9 protein-coding genes are annotated in these 15,158 nt (G+C 68.2%); 7 read left to right on the forward strand and 2 right to left on the reverse strand.

The features are described from left to right. Window positions 1–30: 30 nt before the first annotated feature. Together E5CHR_RS16865 and E5CHR_RS16870 are read left to right on the forward strand one after the other, a co-directional pair. On the forward strand, window positions 31–1,494 hold the full coding sequence (locus E5CHR_RS16865; protein ID WP_162580918.1) for an N-acyl-D-amino-acid deacylase family protein: 1,464 nt from the start codon (window positions 31–33) through the stop codon (window positions 1,492–1,494). After that, complete coding sequence (locus tag E5CHR_RS16870) at window positions 1,491–1,856, forward strand: RidA family protein (RefSeq protein ID WP_162580919.1); 366 nt, start codon at window positions 1,491–1,493, stop codon at window positions 1,854–1,856. Before E5CHR_RS16865 ends, E5CHR_RS16870 begins: the two co-directional genes overlap by 4 nt. A 13-nt stretch (window positions 1,857–1,869) precedes the next feature. On the opposite strand, the gene E5CHR_RS16875 is transcribed toward E5CHR_RS16870, so the two are convergent. Continuing rightward, window positions 1,870–2,544 (reverse strand): protein-L-isoaspartate(D-aspartate) O-methyltransferase, encoded by a 675-nt coding sequence (locus E5CHR_RS16875; protein WP_174255721.1) that lies wholly within the window; start codon window positions 2,542–2,544, stop codon window positions 1,870–1,872. 259 nt (window positions 2,545–2,803) lie between these two features. Between E5CHR_RS16875 and E5CHR_RS16880 the strand changes: the two genes are divergently transcribed. The 5 genes from E5CHR_RS16880 to E5CHR_RS16900 all read left to right on the forward strand — a co-directional run bounded on the left by E5CHR_RS16880 (window position 2,804) and on the right by E5CHR_RS16900 (window position 12,029). Then, window positions 2,804–6,595 carry a Dyp-type peroxidase gene (locus E5CHR_RS16880; protein ID WP_162580920.1) on the forward strand — a complete coding sequence of 1,264 codons (3,792 nt, stop codon included), beginning with the start codon at window positions 2,804–2,806 and terminating at the stop codon, window positions 6,593–6,595. A 35-nt stretch (window positions 6,596–6,630) separates the two neighbouring features. Next, window positions 6,631–7,551: a hypothetical protein gene (locus tag E5CHR_RS16885; protein WP_162580921.1), complete on the forward strand. Its 921-nt coding sequence runs from the start codon at window positions 6,631–6,633 to the stop codon at window positions 7,549–7,551. A 160-nt stretch (window positions 7,552–7,711) separates the two neighbouring features. Continuing rightward, window positions 7,712–8,734: an ABC transporter substrate-binding protein gene (locus E5CHR_RS16890; RefSeq protein WP_162580922.1), complete on the forward strand. Its 1,023-nt coding sequence runs from the start codon at window positions 7,712–7,714 to the stop codon at window positions 8,732–8,734. A gap of 13 nt (window positions 8,735–8,747) precedes the next feature. Next, window positions 8,748–10,961: an ABC transporter permease gene (locus E5CHR_RS16895; RefSeq protein WP_162583757.1), complete on the forward strand. Its 2,214-nt coding sequence runs from the start codon at window positions 8,748–8,750 to the stop codon at window positions 10,959–10,961. 21 nt (window positions 10,962–10,982) lie between these two features. Continuing rightward, the gene (locus E5CHR_RS16900) at window positions 10,983–12,029 is read left to right on the forward strand and encodes an ABC transporter ATP-binding protein (RefSeq protein WP_162583758.1); all 1,047 of its coding nucleotides are present in this window, start codon (window positions 10,983–10,985) and stop codon (window positions 12,027–12,029) included. 18 nt (window positions 12,030–12,047) lie between these two features. On the opposite strand, the gene E5CHR_RS16905 is transcribed toward E5CHR_RS16900, so the two are convergent. Beyond that, complete coding sequence (locus E5CHR_RS16905) at window positions 12,048–15,140, reverse strand: ATP-binding protein (RefSeq protein WP_162580923.1); 3,093 nt, start codon at window positions 15,138–15,140, stop codon at window positions 12,048–12,050. Between the last annotated feature and the right edge of the window lie 18 nt (window positions 15,141–15,158).

Here is a 15,158-nt window from a genome sequence, read left to right on the forward strand (position 1 = left end):
TCATCTGAAACCAAGAGACAAAGGATTGCCGTGAGCAACGATTCTTCCCACTTCGACCTGCTGATCCGCGGCGGCACCGTGATCGACGGCACCAAGGCGCCGCGCTTCGAAGCCGACGTCGGCATTACCGACGGCCGCATCGCTGCGATCGGCGATCTCTCCGGCTCGACCGCAGGGCAGACGCTGGATGCCGCCGGCCGCATCGTCGCGCCCGGCTTCATCGACTCGCACACGCACGACGACCAGGCCGTGCTCTCGCAGTCGCAGATGCCATTCAAGATATCGCAGGGCGTGACCACGGTGGTCGCGGGCAACTGCGGCATCAGCGCCGCGCCGCTGCGCCCCGGCATGGATTTGCCGATGCCGCTGAGCCTGCTCGAATCACCGGCCGAGGGCCGCTTCACCACTTTCGCGGCCTACCTCGATGCACTGCGCGCCACGCCGTCATCGGTCAACGTCGCGGCGATGGTGGGCCATTCGACGCTGCGCGCCGTAACCATGTCCGACCTCGACCGACCGGCCAGCGAGGCCGAGATCGCCGCCATGCAGTCGCTGGTCGAAGAAGCCATGCAGGCAGGCGCGATCGGGCTGTCGACCGGCACCTTCTATCCGCCTGCGGTGAAGGCGACGACCGAGGAAATTATCGAAGTCGCCCGTCCGCTCACGGCCCGCAAGGCGCTCTACGTCACCCACATGCGCGACGAGGGCGACCGCGTGATGGAGGCACTGGAGGAAACCTTCCACATCGGCCGCGCGCTCGATGTCCCGGTGGTGGTCTCGCACCACAAGGTGCAGAACGCGCAGAACCACGGCCGCACACGCGTCACACTGCCCTTCATCAAGGAGTCGATGCAGCACCAGTGCATCTCGCTCGATTGCTACCCCTACACCGCCGGCTCGACCATGATCCGCACCGACCGCGGGATGATCGACGGACGCGTGCTGATTGCCTCCAGCGTGCCGCATCCCGAATGCGCCGGCCGCGACCTGCAGGACATCGCTGCCGAATGGGGCGTCTCCCGCGAAGAGGCCGCCATCCGGCTGCAGCCGGGCAGCGCGATCTACTTCATGATGGACGAGGACGACGTTCAGCGCGTTCTCGCCTTCGACGAAACCATGATCGGCTCCGACGGCATTCCGGTCGGCGACAAGCCGCATCCGAGGCTGTGGGGTACCTTCCCACGCGTGCTGGGCCACTATGCGCGCGACATCGGGCTCTTCCCGCTGGAAACGGCGGTGTGGAAGATGACCGGGCTGACTGCGCGCAACTTCGGGTTGCACGAGCGCGGCACGCTCAAGCCGGGCCACCACGCCGACGTCGTGATCTTCGACGCCGCCACCGTGCGCGATGCCGCGAACTACGAAACGCCGACGCGGCCTGCCGAGGGCATCGACGCGGTGATCGTCAACGGCGCGATCACCTGGCAGCACGGGCGGCACAGCGGTGCTGGCAACGGGCAGGTGATCCTGCGCAAGGACAAGGAGGTTGCATGAGCATCGAGCGGTACCCCACGCCCCTGCCTGTTCCGTTCTCGAAGGCGGTGCGCGCCGGCGGTTTCCTGTTTCTGTCCGGCGTGCTGGCGATGGACGCGCAAGCCAACATCATCGAAGGTGGCATACAGGCCCAGACCCGCGCGGTCCTGGAGCGGGTGGCACTCACGCTCGGCGAATGCGGTGCCAGGATGAGCGATGTGGTGCGCGTCACCGTCTGGCTGGCGGACCTCGGCGAGTTCGCGGCATTCAACGAGGAATACGCAAAGCATTTCGCCGCCGCGCTGCCGGCACGCTCGACCGTGCAGGCCGAACTCTACAAGGGAGCGCGGGTCGAAATGGAGGTGCAGGCCTGGACAGGCTGAGGCACGGACACGCTCAATCGGCCTCCGAGTCCTCCAGCGTCGAGAACAGCACCTGGAAGATCTCACGGGTCGTCACGGAGCCGTTCGCATCCTTCTCGACCAGCAGCAGCTGCTGCGACTCCGCCAGGCCCGCGGGAATCACCATCCGTCCGCCGGGCTTCAGCTGGTAGATGAGCGCCGGCGGGATGAGCTCCGGCGCGGCCGTGACGATCACGCGGTCGAAAGGCGCGTGCTCGGGCCATCCGTGGCAGCCGTTGCCGATCTTCACCTCGACGTTGGCGCGGCCCAGGCGCGCCAGCCGTTGCCGCGCCTGCCCCGCCAGCTCCTCGATGAGCTCGATGCTGTAGACCTGCTGCGCGAGCTCCGACAGGATCGCCGACTGGTAACCCAGGCCCGTGCCGATCTCCAGCACGGTATCGGTCGGGCGCACGCGCAGCAGGTCGGTCATCACGGCGACGATGAAGGGCTGCGAGATGGTCTTGCCATAGCCGATGGGCAGCGGCGTGTCGACGTAGGCATAGGGCCGCAGCTCGATCGGCACGAAGAGGTGGCGCGGCACCTTGCCCAACGCCTCCATCACCCGCGCGTCGAGCGCCGCCTTGCCCAGGTGCATGGTCGAGAAAATCGTCTTGGCGGCGATTTCCGCGAGCATGCGCTGTTGCAGGGTCGTGAAATCCGGTTCGCTCATGATGCCTCCTCGGGAAGGCGGTACTGACGTGGCAATCCTACGCCTGCGCGCGGGCACAGGACACCCGGGAGACGCCTCTCCCCCGTCTGGAGGATGCGCGGGCTGCCACGCCAGCGATATCGTTCCTCCGCTGTCACGCAAGACGGGCCTTTGGCCCTTGCACCTGGCGCCGGCCGCGCAGGACAATCCGATCCACTTCATCGGCCTCGCATTGGCGTGCCACGGCGCGCGCGCGGCCCTCCACCGGGAGGCAGGGAACATGCGAGCAGAACTGGTGATCAAGGGCAAGAGCCTGACGGGCTCGAGCGACCTGACGCTCCTGGCGTCGATCAAGCCGGGGCTGGTGCCCTCGCTGGACGCCGTCACCTACAAGACGCGCGCCAAGCGCCTGCTCAAGACGCTGCAGGGCGGCCGCGCATCGCTGCACGAGCACACGCTGCTGCGCCCTATCTCAGATGCCGTGGAGCGCGTGGCCAAGATCCATTCCTTCCGCGTCGCGGTGCTCGAGCCGGAAGACAAGATCCTGCTGGCCGTCACCTTCGACGGCACCTGGGAGGCGTACATCCGAGTGCTGTGGCAGAAGGTCGGCACCCTGCTGGACGTGATCTTCTGCAACTCCGAGGGCTACGTGGTCTCGCACGATGCAGGTTTCGACGCCTGGGCGGGCTGGGTGCGCCAGGTGCAGGTCGAGACCGCCTTCTACTACAACACGCACGGGCTGACCGTGGAGGACGCACGCTACCTGCGGGATGAGGAGCGGCTGCATCGCCAGCCCCCTGCGCCTTCGTCGGCGGACGCAGAGACGGCCGAGGCGCTCGCGGCGACGCGCCTGCGCGTGCGCACGCCGGAAGAGATCGCGTGGGAAGCCGCGAGCGCGAGTCCCGAGCGGGCCCTCGACGCCAGCCGCCAGGCGCTGCAGTCGCTCGCCGTGCTGTTCCGGCTCACCGACCTCTACCTGCCCGGCACCGGCGACGGCCGGGTCCTGCAACGGGCCGGGCGCGACATCCTGCGCGAATTCGTGTCGCTCATGGAGGACGGCGACCTGCCATCCGAGCTCAAGCAGGCGATGCGCGTGCGCTTCGATCGCCAGCTGCGCTGGCTGCTGCCCCAGAACGACCCGGAGGTGACCCGGCCGCGCGAGGTGCCGCAGCTGCCGCCGAAGGCCGTGGTGGACGAGCCCGCCGACGTGCAGGGCGGCATCCTGCGGCCCTACGAGAGCATCACGCACGGCTGCCTGCTGCTGGTCGCCTTCGACGACCGCGGCGCCGGCGCGGGCCTGCTGGACGAGCTGCGCAAGTCGCTGACGACCGCCACGGGCCAGCCGCCGGCCGGCGAGCCGATCGTCAACGTCGCGCTCACCTACGAGGGCCTGCGCTTCCTGGGCATGCCGGAAGAGCAGTTGGCCTGGTTCCCGCAGGAATTCCGCGAAGGCATGGAGGCGCGGGCCAGCATGCTCGGGGACTTTCGCGCCAACCATCCGCGACGCTGGCGCCTGCCGCAGCGCTTCGTCCAGGGCGGCGCACCGGTGCACGACACCGCCGTCGAGCTGGCGGCCGTCCACCTCGTGATCCAGCTGCGCATCGGCGCGCCGGGCAACGACTCAAGCGATCCCGCGGACCGGAACCACCCCCTGCACGGGACGATCGGCAAGCTCTTCGGCAACCCCGGCCAGGGAGGCGTGCGTCCCGGCGTGCGGCTGCTGGCGGTCGAGCCGCTGCGCCGCTACCTCAATGACAAGGAGCGGATCCAGGAGCATTTCGGCTTTGCCGACGGTGACGGACAGCCGGTGCTCGACGCCGTGCCCGACGGCGCCGTGTACCGCAACCAGGTGCACCTGGGCGAGCTGCTGCTCGGCTATCCCAACGAGGCAGACCCCGCTCCGCAAGGAGACAGCGAGGCCGAGCGCGAGCGCATCCGCTTCTTTCACAACGGCAGCTTCCTGGTCGTGCGCAAGCTGCGGCAGGACGTGGCCGCGCTTTACGAGACGGTGCGGCAGGCCAGCCGCCAGACCGGGCTTGACGAGGACCTGGTCTTCGCAAAGCTGATGGGCCGGCACCGGGACGGCCGGCCGCTGGTCGACGCCACGGCGATCAACGACTTCGACTACCGCGCGGATGGCGAAGGCAAGGTCTGCCCCTTCCACGCGCACATCCGCCGCGCCAATCCGCGGCAGGACGAGACTGCGCAGGGGCTGCAGGACCCGCCGGGGCGCCGCCGCCCGCGGCTGATCCGCCGGAGCATGTCCTACGGGCCGCGCTATGCGTTTCCGGAAGTGGTTCCCGACGACGGGTACATGGACGATGGCCAGGAGCGCGGCCTGATGTTCATGGCCTACAACGCCAGCATCAGCGAGCAGTTCGAGGTGATCCAGCGCTGGCTGACGGGCGGCAACAGCGCCGGCGGCTTCTCGGGCCAGAGCGATTCGCTGCTCGGCGTGCCGGACGTGGGCGAGAACCGCAGCTTCCGTTTCGAGCATCCGGTCGACGGCGTGCCGCGGAGTCATCGCATTGCGCTGGACACGGCGCCCGGCGTGGACGAGGAGTCTCGGCCCTACGTGCGAGTGGAATGGGGCGCCTACCTGTTCACGCCCTCGGTGCACACGCTGCAGCAGCTCATCCACCTGGCCGCGCTCGGCCCGCGTCCCCTGCCCGTCTGGTCGGCCGAGGACGGCGAGAAGCGCATCCAGGCGCTGCTGGAGCTCGAAGGAGCGCGCTGCCCCGCGCCGGCGATCCGGGCCTGGAAGAGCGCGCTCGAAGACCCGGAGGCACAGGAGAAGTTCATCAGCGCCGGCATCTGGGCCGCCATCCGCGAACATCACGGTGGCGTGCTGCGCACCGCCTATGGCGTGCTGGTGGCCGATCGCGAGCGCGTGCTCGAAGTGCTGGGCGACGACCTGCACTACACGGTGGCCGGTTACCAGGAACGGATGGGCCCGTCGATCGGGCAGATCTACCTGGGCGTGGACCGCGACGGCAGCGGCGAGTACGAGCGGCAGTCGAGGGAGGTCAACAAGGCGATCGGCCGCATCGACGAAGAGAGCGCCTTCCGGTCGGCTTTCGCCTTCACCGCCGAAGTGCTGAACGAGTTCATCCAGGATGAGAAAGGCATTGCCCCGCTGCTGGGTCGAAAGCGCTGGGAACTCAACCTCGACGTCAAGGAGGTCAGCGACAAGGTGCTGGCGCAGCTGTGCCAGGAATGGTTTGGCCTGCCCACGGCGCCCGCGCCGGGCGACCCGCCCCCCGCCCTGGTGCCCGGAAGCTGGCGCTGGGACTGGAAGGAAGGCGAACCCGCGATCTATCCGGCCCAGTTCACCGCGCCCTCGCGCTACACCTTCCAGCCCCATCCCGGCGATGACGTGACAGACTACGGCCGGCGCTACGGCAAGGCGCTCACCGCCGCACTGCACGCGTTCATCCGCCCCTTCCAGGAAAGCAGGTCCGTGCCGAAGACGCCGCAGGGCGAAGAGGCGGTGCTCGCGTCGGCCATCCTCCACGCGTTCCCCGACGCCAAAGCAGAAGACGATTTCGTGGCGCGCACCTTTGTAGGCGCGCTCATGGGCTTCCTGCCGACCGTGGACGGCAACCTGCGGCTGTCGCTCAACGAATGGCTGCGCGACGGCACCTTCTGGGCGCTGCGCACTGCCTGGACGCAGAGCCGGGAGGCCGACCCGTACGAGAGGGCGAAGGCGCTGCTCGACGCGCCGCTCAAGGAAGTGATGCAACTGCGGCCCTCGCCCGAACTCGTATGGCGGCGCGTCAAGGGCGGTGGCGTCCAGCTCGGCCACGAGACGCTCGCGGACGGCGAGACCGTGGTCCTGTCGCTGGTGTCTGCTACGCAGCAGAACCTGCGCGAAGACAAGGTCGACGTGACGCCGATCTTCGGCGGCAGGCGCACCCAGGACGCCCCGCACCCGGCGCATGCCTGCCCGGGCTACCAGGCGGGCATGGGCGTGCTGCTGGGCCTGCTGGCCGGCCTGGTGGACGAGAAGGAAAGGATGCGGCCCAGCCCGGCGCCGCTGGCTTTTACCTTCGACGGCCGCGTCGGCAGCTGAACCAAGGCGCAGCCACGGCTGCGAAGGAGCGGAAGATGAGCACGCATGACAAGGACCAGCCCGCCATCGAACGCGGTCGGCGGCTCGGCAACTTCCTGGTGGAAGACCGGCGCAGACGCGTGGCGCGCGGCGCCGGGATCGCGCCGCTGGCCGCGGCGCAGAAGACGCTGCTCGCGATCGGCGATTCGTGGTTCTCCTACTGGCCTCGGGGCGACGTGCTCGACGTGCTCGAGCGCAAGTTCCACTACACGGTGGATTCGCGCGCCCGCGCCGGCAGCACGCTTGCGGAGATGATCTTCGAGGCGCCGCCCGGTGACGAACTGCCCGACCTCGACGACTCGACCCGCGGCGAACAGTTGCAATGGCTGACCACGCGCATCGAAGGCCTGAGCCCAGCCGAAAAGAGCACCCTGAAGGCGATCCTGCTCTCTGGCGGAGGCAACGACGTGGTGGGCGACAAGCAGACGCTCAAGTCCCTGGTGCACCCGGCCGCCGAGGGGCACGCGCAGCCGGTCAGGGAAGACATGCTCCTCAAGATCGTCGACGAGCGGCTGCGAGAGCTGCTGACGGTCATGCTGTCGGCCATCACCACCGTCAGTGTCGCCTCGGTCGGGCGCAAGGTACCGATCGTGATCCATGGCTACGACTACCCGGTGCCCGACGGCCGCGGTGTGTTCCTCAACGTGTGGCTGAAGCCGGGCCTCGTCGAACTCGGCTACGACATGCTGGAGGATCGCAAGAAGATCCTGAAGACGCTGATCGACCGGCTGAACGCCATGCAGATCGCGCTGCTGCAGCATCCGGCGTTCGAGCACGTGGTGCATGCGAACCTTCGCGGCACCCTGTCCACGCTGGATGCGGACTACCAGCAGTTCTGGCAGAACGAGCTGCACCCCACGATCCCGACCGGCTTCGGGCTGGTGGCGGACAAGGTGGCCGCGAAGATCCCGGCCTGAGACGACAGCAGTCAACCCTTGGCCACGGTTACCCGGCTCCTGGCCACTTCGCGCGATGAGGCGAGCGCTCGCGGATGGTACTTGTCCCGATGGGTATGCGCCGTGATGCCAGCTACCCTCCTTTCTCCAAACACCCTTTTCATTGGAGAGCGGCAAGCGGATGAACAAGAAGATGTGGAGACTGACTGCAATGGCAGCGCTGATGGGTGTGTCGGCCGCTGCGTCGGCCCAGACCGTCAACGTGATCTGCTCGGTGCAGGCCGAGTGGTGCAACATGATCTCGACCGTCTATGCGCGGACGACCGGCGTGAAGCTGAACATGTCGCTCAAGGGCTCGGGCGAAGCGCTGGCACAGCTGATTGCCGAGCGCGACAATCCGAAGACCGACGTGTGGTTCGGAGGCACCGGCGATCCGCACCTTCAGGCCGCCGAAGCAGGCTTGACGCTCGAATACAAGTCACCCAGCCTGCCCGACCTCTATCCGTGGGCCCAACAACAGGCACAGCAATCGGGCTACAAGACGGTGGGTATCTATTCCGGTCCGCTCGGCTTCGCCTACAACACCGAGCTGTTGGCGAAGAAGAAGATGGATGTCCCGCGCAGCTGGACCGATCTGCTCAAGCCCGAGTTCAAGGGCGACCTCCAGGTGGCGAACCCGGCCTCGAGCGGCACTGCCTACACCATGATCGCGACGCTGGTGCAACTGATGGGTGAGGACAAGGCCTTCGAGTACCTCAAAGGCTTGCACCGCAACGTGAGCCAATACTCACGATCGGGCGTCGGACCCCTCAAGGCAGTGGCTCGCGGCGAAACAGCGGTCGCGATCTGCTTCGTCCACGATGCGCCGCAGGAGCGCATGGCGGGCTTTCCGGTCGCCGCGCAGACGCCTTCGGAGGGCACGGGCGCTGAAATCGGCTCGATGAGCATCGTCAAGGGTGCGCGAAACCTCGACCAGGCCCGCAAGTTCTACGAATGGGCGCTCACGCCGCAGGCCCAGACCTTCGGCGCGGCGACCAAGCAATACCAGTTGCCGTCGAACAAGGCGACACCGGTGGATCCCAATGTTCCGGACTTCAAGAAGATCAAGCTGATCAACTACGACTATGCGAAGTACGGCCGGAGTTCCGAGCGCAAGCGGCTGATCTCGCGCTGGGAAAAGGAAGTCGGCTCCTTGCCGCACTAGCGTGAGCGCATCGATGCGCGGGCGGCATGGTTCCGCAGGCGCCATCTGGTGGTGCATTGCCATGGGTTTCGCGGCCTACCTCCTGCTGCCCTGGTATGCGGTCCAGGACACCAGTTGGTACGAAGCCCTGCCGGACATCTTCAGCGCGGGCGCAGGCGCGAACGGTGTCATGCAGGCCATGCTGCAGGAACGCGTCTGGCTCTGGATCGGCGTTGCCGGCCTGGTCATCTGCGCCCTCGGGGCCTTGCTGCGTCCAGGGCACGCACAGGGCGCGATGCTCCTGGCCGGTGGTGCGGTGGGTTTTCTCGGCCTCGCATCGACCGGCTTCCTGATCGGGTCCAAAGGCTGGTCGTTCGCAGCCCTCGAGGCGCGTCTCGGGGAACTGCCGGTGCACCAGTTCGGCATCGGCGCTGGCGGCTTCATCGCGGTTGCCGCACTGCTGCTGCTCGCCGCCTTCGGACTGGCACGCATGGGTTGCTTTCGTGGCGACCTGTTCGTCTCCGCGGCGGTGATCGGTTGCGGTGCGTTGATGGCGCTGTTCATCGCCTACCCGGTGAGCAAGGCGCTGGCGAGCGCTTTCCTCGATGAGGATGGACACGTTTCGATCATTGCCCTTCTCGGTCGAATCGGCACGGAGCAGGTCTGGGGACTTGGCTGCCTGGCCGGCGGAGTGCGCTGCGGCGTGGCCTGGAACACGCTCGCCCTGGCGCTTCTCACGGCCTCCGGCACGACCGTGCTCGGCACTCTGCTCGCGCTGATGGCGGAGCGCGGCGGCCGGCGATGGCGCCGGCCCCTGGGCGTGCTCGCCGTGCTGCCGATCATCACGCCGCCGTTCGTCGTCGGCCTCGGCCTGATCCTGCTGTTCGGGCGCGCCGGCGTGGTCAATCAATGGCTCGAAAGTACCTTGGGCATCGAGCCGACGCGCTGGTTCTATGGCCTGCCGGGCATCCTGGTGGCGCAGCTTTTCGCCTTCACACCGATTGCATTCATGATCATGCGCGGCGTGGTCCAGGGGGTCGCACCGAGCCTCGAGGAGGCCGCCTTGATGCTGCGAGCCGACCGTCGCCGCACCTTCTTCACGATCACCTTGCCCCTCATTGCGCCCGGACTGGCCAATGCATTCCTCGTGGGCTTCATCGAGAGCATCGCCGACTTCGGCAATCCCGTCGTCGTGGGCGGCCAGTTCTCGGTGCTGTCGACCGACATCTTCTTCGCCATCGTCGGGGCGCAATTCGACCAGGGGCGTGCGGCTGCCCTGGCGTGGGTGCTGACCTTCTTCGCGCTCGGCGTGTTCGCGATCCAGCGCGCGCTGCTCGGCAAGCGCAGCTTCACCACGGTCACCGGCAAGGGCGACGCGGGCGTTCCGATGGCGCTGCCGACCGGTGTGCGGCGTGCCATCCAGTTCATTGCCCTGCCATGGATTGCCTTCACCGTCGTGGTTTACCTGTTCGCCTTTGCAGGCGGCTTCGTCCAGACCTGGGGCCGGGACTACACCTTGACGCTGCGCCACTTCCATACGGCCTTTGCGCTCGAATGGGGCCAGTTCGGCATGGTCTGGGCCGGCACTGCCTGGCACTCGCTGATCACGACAGTCAAGCTTGCGGCCATCGCGGCTCCCCTCACGGCGGCACTCGGGCTGCTGATCGCATGGCTGCTGGCGCGCAACAGCTTCAGGGGACAGGGCGGCTTCGAGTTCGGCACGCTGCTCGCCTTCGCCATCCCGGGAACGGTGCTGGGCGTGAGCTATATCCTGGCCTTCAATGTGCCGCCGCTCGAGTTGACCGGCACGGGCCTGATCATCGTGCTGTGCTTCATGTTCAGGAATCTCCCGGTCGGGGTGCGTGCCGGGACTGCAGCTTTCAAGCAGATCGACCGGTCGCTCGACGAAGCTTCGCTGATGCTGCGCGCCTCGACGTCGCAAACCCTGTTCAAGGTTGTGCTGCCGCTGCTGAAGCCGGCCCTGGCCACGGCCCTGGTCTACAGCTTCGTGCGCGCGATGACCACGGTGAGCGCGGTCATCTTCCTCGTGACGGCCGAGAACGAACTGGCCACCACCTACATCATCAGCCGCGTCGGCAACGGAGACTACGGCGTGGCACTGGCCTATTGCACGGTCATGATGCTGCTGATGGGCCTGGCGATCGCGCTGGTGCGATTCCTGGTCGGCGAGCGCAGGCTCGGGCGACGCCAGGCCGTGGCGCCCGCCATCGGCCTGGCGACACACTGAAGCAAGACACGAGAAGACATGATGAGCACCGGCATCGAACTTCGCGACATCACCAAGCGCTACGGCGACGATCCGCGCGGAGCGCTGGCGGTCAAGGGCATCAGCTTCGAGGTGCCCAAGGGCACGCTCACCACCATCCTCGGGCCTTCCGGCTGCGGCAAGACCACCACCTTGCGCATGATCGCCGGCCTGGAGACGCCGAGTTCGGGCAGGATCATCATGGGCGGGCGGGACGTGACCACGCTGGGCCCGGCGGAGCGCAACGTGAGCATGATGTTCCAGAGCTACGCCCTCTTTCCGCACATGAACGTGATCGACAACGTCGGCTACGGCCCGAGGATGAGCGGGATGCGAAGGCAAGAGGCCCGCGCACGGGCTCGCGACGCATTGCATGGCGTCGGGCTCGTCGACTACGACGATCGCTTGCCCAGCGAGCTGTCGGGCGGCCAGCAGCAGCGAGTGGCACTCGCCCGGGCACTGGTGCTCGAACCCGAGGTCCTGCTGTTCGATGAACCCTTGTCGAACCTCGATGCACGACTGCGCCGCGAGATGCGCGAGGAGATCCGCAACCTGCAGCAGCGCCTCGGCCTGACAGTCGCCTACGTCACCCACGACCAGACCGAAGCGCTGGCAGTGAGCGACCAGATCATCGTGATGGACCACGGCGTGATCGCGCAGCGCGGCAGCCCGCAACAGCTCTACGGTCATCCGGAAAGCGAATTCGTTGCCGCGTTCATGGGCGAGGCCATGGTCTTCCCGGCCCTTGCCCATGCCGACGGGCGGGTCGACCTCGGGCCGCTGACGCTGCCGTCCAGGCACAACATCGCGCCCGGCATCGTCAAGGTCGCCGTGCGGCCTGAGGCCTGGCTCATCGACGCGGCGGTCGGACTCCCTGCGACCGTGCGCAAAGTGGTCTACCTGGGCAGCTTCCACGAGTATGTTTTCGAGACGGAACTGGGCGCGGTGTTTGTCGTCTCACCCGATCTTTCGCGACCTCTCGTCATCGGCGCGCGAACCAATTTGTCCCTGGCCGCCCACGGCGTTTCCGTTGTGCCGGCGGCCGCATGAGTCGTTTGGAAGCGCTGGTCAGAGCATGTCACGCGTGCGCTCGGCACGCTCCAGATGCCAGCGCATGTCCATGGCCTCGAAGGCAGCGCAGGCGGCATCGAGCAGCCGCTGCGCCTCGGGAACACGGCCCCTGCCCACCTCGATCTGCGCCCGGCACAGCTGCGTCGCCGCCGCCTCGTGCGCCGAACCGCGCACCTGTGCCGAGCGTTCGGCGCGCCCGAGGTAGTGCTCGGTACGCGAGAAGTCATTGAGCTTGGCGGCAGCGCGGGCCAGCGCCCGGCATCCGAGGGCCTCGCCTATCCGATCGTGCTGGCGTACCCGCATGAACAGGCGCGCCGCATGGTGCCTCGCCTCCTCGGTGCGGCCGCTGGCGACCGCGCCGTCGACGAGCCAGCCGTGGTTGAGCGAGGTGGCGAGCGCGCCTCTGCGCGCCTCGATCCACGCGGTGGCGTCGCGTACCGCCTGCAGGGCCTCGGGATCGCGCGTCAGCGTCCATTGCGCATAGCCGGCCAGCGCGCGCCCCATGGCGAGCTGCTGGCGGCTCTTCACATGCTCGGCAATCTCCGACGCGCGCTCGGCCACGCTCAGCGCCTCTTCCCAACGCCCTTGCCACTGGTAGACGACGCTGATCCAGTGGCGCACCGATGCCGAGACCTGGTGCAGCGAATCGCCCACCAGCAGCAAGGCCTCGGCGAAGCACTCGTCGGCCAGGGAGAAACGGCCCTGGTCGCCAAGCAGGTAGCCTTTGCAGGCAAGGGCGTATGCGGAGCCGACGGCGAGGCTGCTGCCGGGCCGGCGCTGGCGCCGCTTGCTGTCGACCGCCGAGTCCAGCAGCACCAGTGCCCGGCCGTAGTCGCCGGCCGCCAGCAATGCCTGGCCCAGCGTGGCACGCACCTGGGCGGCGAGGCGGGCATCGCCGATCTGCGAGGCGAGATCGAGTGCGGCTTCGCAGTGCGCGATCGCCGCCTTCGACATGCCCTTGGCATAGCAGATGTAGCCGAGCCAGTAGGACGCCCGCGCGATCGCGTCCATGCTGGCGCTCTGGCGCGCCAGCGCCAGCCCGCGCTCGAAGATCGCCACGCCGTCGGCCAGCCCGAGAGGATCGAAGACACAGGCCATGCCCAGCTTCTGCGCGATCGCGCACCAGCGCAGCGCCAGCTCGCGCGAGGGTTGACGCGACACCAGCTCGTCGAGGGCCTTCAGCGCCGCGGAGTACTGGGCACGGGCGCGGTCCAGCGCCGACGCGGCCATGGCCTTGTCGCCGGCCAATTCTGCGTAGCGTGCCGCCGGCTCGCCAAGAGCGGCAGCAGCGCAGTGGTAGGCCAGGGCTTCGTAGAGCTCCTCCTGGGCCGGACCTTCGCCGCGGCTTTCGAGCACCTGCGCGATGCGGCGATGCATATCGCGGCGCCGGTGCAGGCCGACTGCTTCGTAGATCACGTCGCGGGTGATGCCGTGCTTGAAGCGCAGCGTCCCCGGCTGCTCGCCTGCAAAGACGAAATCCTGCTCTGCCAATGCAACCACCAGCGGATCGTCAGCGCCATGCCCGGTGAGCCGTTCGAGCAGCCACGCCGGAAAGACGCTGCCGATGACGGCCGCCGCCCGCAGCACTTCGGCCTGCACCGGGGGCAGGCGCTCGACCCGCGATTCGATCAGCGCCGTGAGCCAGGCCGCGCTGCCCAGGCGAAGCTCGCGCAGCCATTGCCCGCCTTGCGCCGACGCCGAATGGCAGAGCTCCTCGATGAACAGCGGGATGCCGCCGGCGTAGCGCTGGATCTCGGCCACGACGAAGGGATCGGCGCCGGGCAGCAGGTGCCGCGTCGCGCGGGCGGCCTCGCCGTCATCCAGCGGCTGCAGCTCGAGCGTGGTAACGGGCGCGAGCAAGAGGCTGTCGCCGACTGCCGCCCGCGTCATGGCAACGACCAGGATCGGGCCTTGCAGCGACAGCACCGCATCGAGCGCCTGCTGGCTGGCCTCGTCCGCCCATTGCCAGTCGTCCACCACCAGCATCAGTGGCTGGCGGGACGCGAGCTGTCCGAACAGGTTTCGCAGCGCCGGCACCGCGGCGCCGGGACTGAGCTGGCGTGCCTCTTCGCGCGGCGCCACGAGCTGCCGCGCCTGGGCCAGCACCATCGCGGCGCCCTCCTCCTGCTCCAGCGCGGCCAGCAGCGGATGCGCCTGCGCCGGCGCGGCCGGCAAGCCCGGCGACAGGCCGAACAGCGCGCGCAGCATCTGCAGGAAGGGCTGCAGGGGCTCGGCGAGGTAGGTGCCGCAGTAGCCTTGGAGCACGAGGCATTCGCCAGCGGCGGCGTGGCGCCGCAGCTCGTCCACCAGGCGCGTCTTGCCGACCCCGGGACCGCCCGACACGGCGACGCACTGCGGCGCGCCGGCAATCGCCAGCCGCAGGCGATCGCGCAGCAGCCGCAGCGCCGGCTCGCGGCCGACGAAGGGACACAGGCTGCGCCGCTCCATCGCCTCCTGGTGCGTGGGCGCGGCAGCGCGCCCCAGCACCCGGCGCACGGCCAGCGGCGGCGTGCGGCCCTTGAGCTGCACCAGGGCGGGTTCGCTGGAGGTGAAGAACTGTGCATGCGGCCCGAGCGTCTCCTCGCTCACGCAGATGTCGTCGCGCTCGGCAAGGTCCGACAGGCGCGCTGCGATATTCGGCACGTTACCCAGCAACTCGAAGCGGCCGCGCTCCACATCGCCGTCCGATATGAGCACAAGCCCGGCGTGGATGCCGGAATGCAGTGTCAGCGCGCCGGCCGGGAATTGGGCGCCTGCGATGGCGAGCCGGCTCACCGCCGCGTGCAGCTCGAGCGCGGCCTCGGTCGCCCGGCGCCCGTCGTCCTCGCGCGTCTCGGGATAGCCGAAGAACGCCAGCACGCCGTCCCCCTGGATCCGGGCGATGTTGCCGCCGTGGCGCGGGATGATCTCGCGGCAGAGCCGGCGCAGCTGCGCGAGCATGTCGGCGTAGAGCTCCGACTCCATCAACTCGCCGAGGCGGGTTGACTCGGAGAGATCTGAAAAGAGGATGGTCAGGTACCGGCGGCGCCCGGAGGCGTCGTCGGTCGATTCCACCTCTACCGTCGGTTCTTCTTCGAAGGATCGGAGCATGTGTCAAGGCCAAGGGAA

Source organism: Variovorax sp. PBS-H4, from assembly GCF_901827205.1.
Classification (GTDB): Bacteria; Pseudomonadota; Gammaproteobacteria; order Burkholderiales; family Burkholderiaceae_C; genus Variovorax.

Coding starts and splice junctions, on each gene's coding strand:
- E5CHR_RS16870 (WP_162580919.1), top strand. CDS start 1,491: ATGAGCATCGAGCGGTACCCCACGCCCCTGCCTGTTCCGTTCTCGAAG.
- E5CHR_RS16875 (WP_174255721.1), bottom strand. CDS start 2,544: ATGAGCGAACCGGATTTCACGACCCTGCAACAGCGCATGCTCGCGGAA.
- E5CHR_RS16880 (WP_162580920.1), top strand. CDS start 2,804: ATGCGAGCAGAACTGGTGATCAAGGGCAAGAGCCTGACGGGCTCGAGC.
- E5CHR_RS16885 (WP_162580921.1), top strand. CDS start 6,631: ATGAGCACGCATGACAAGGACCAGCCCGCCATCGAACGCGGTCGGCGG.
- E5CHR_RS16890 (WP_162580922.1), top strand. CDS start 7,712: ATGAACAAGAAGATGTGGAGACTGACTGCAATGGCAGCGCTGATGGGT.
- E5CHR_RS16895 (WP_162583757.1), top strand. CDS start 8,748: ATGCGCGGGCGGCATGGTTCCGCAGGCGCCATCTGGTGGTGCATTGCC.
- E5CHR_RS16900 (WP_162583758.1), top strand. CDS start 10,983: ATGAGCACCGGCATCGAACTTCGCGACATCACCAAGCGCTACGGCGAC.
- E5CHR_RS16905 (WP_162580923.1), bottom strand. CDS start 15,140: ATGCTCCGATCCTTCGAAGAAGAACCGACGGTAGAGGTGGAATCGACC.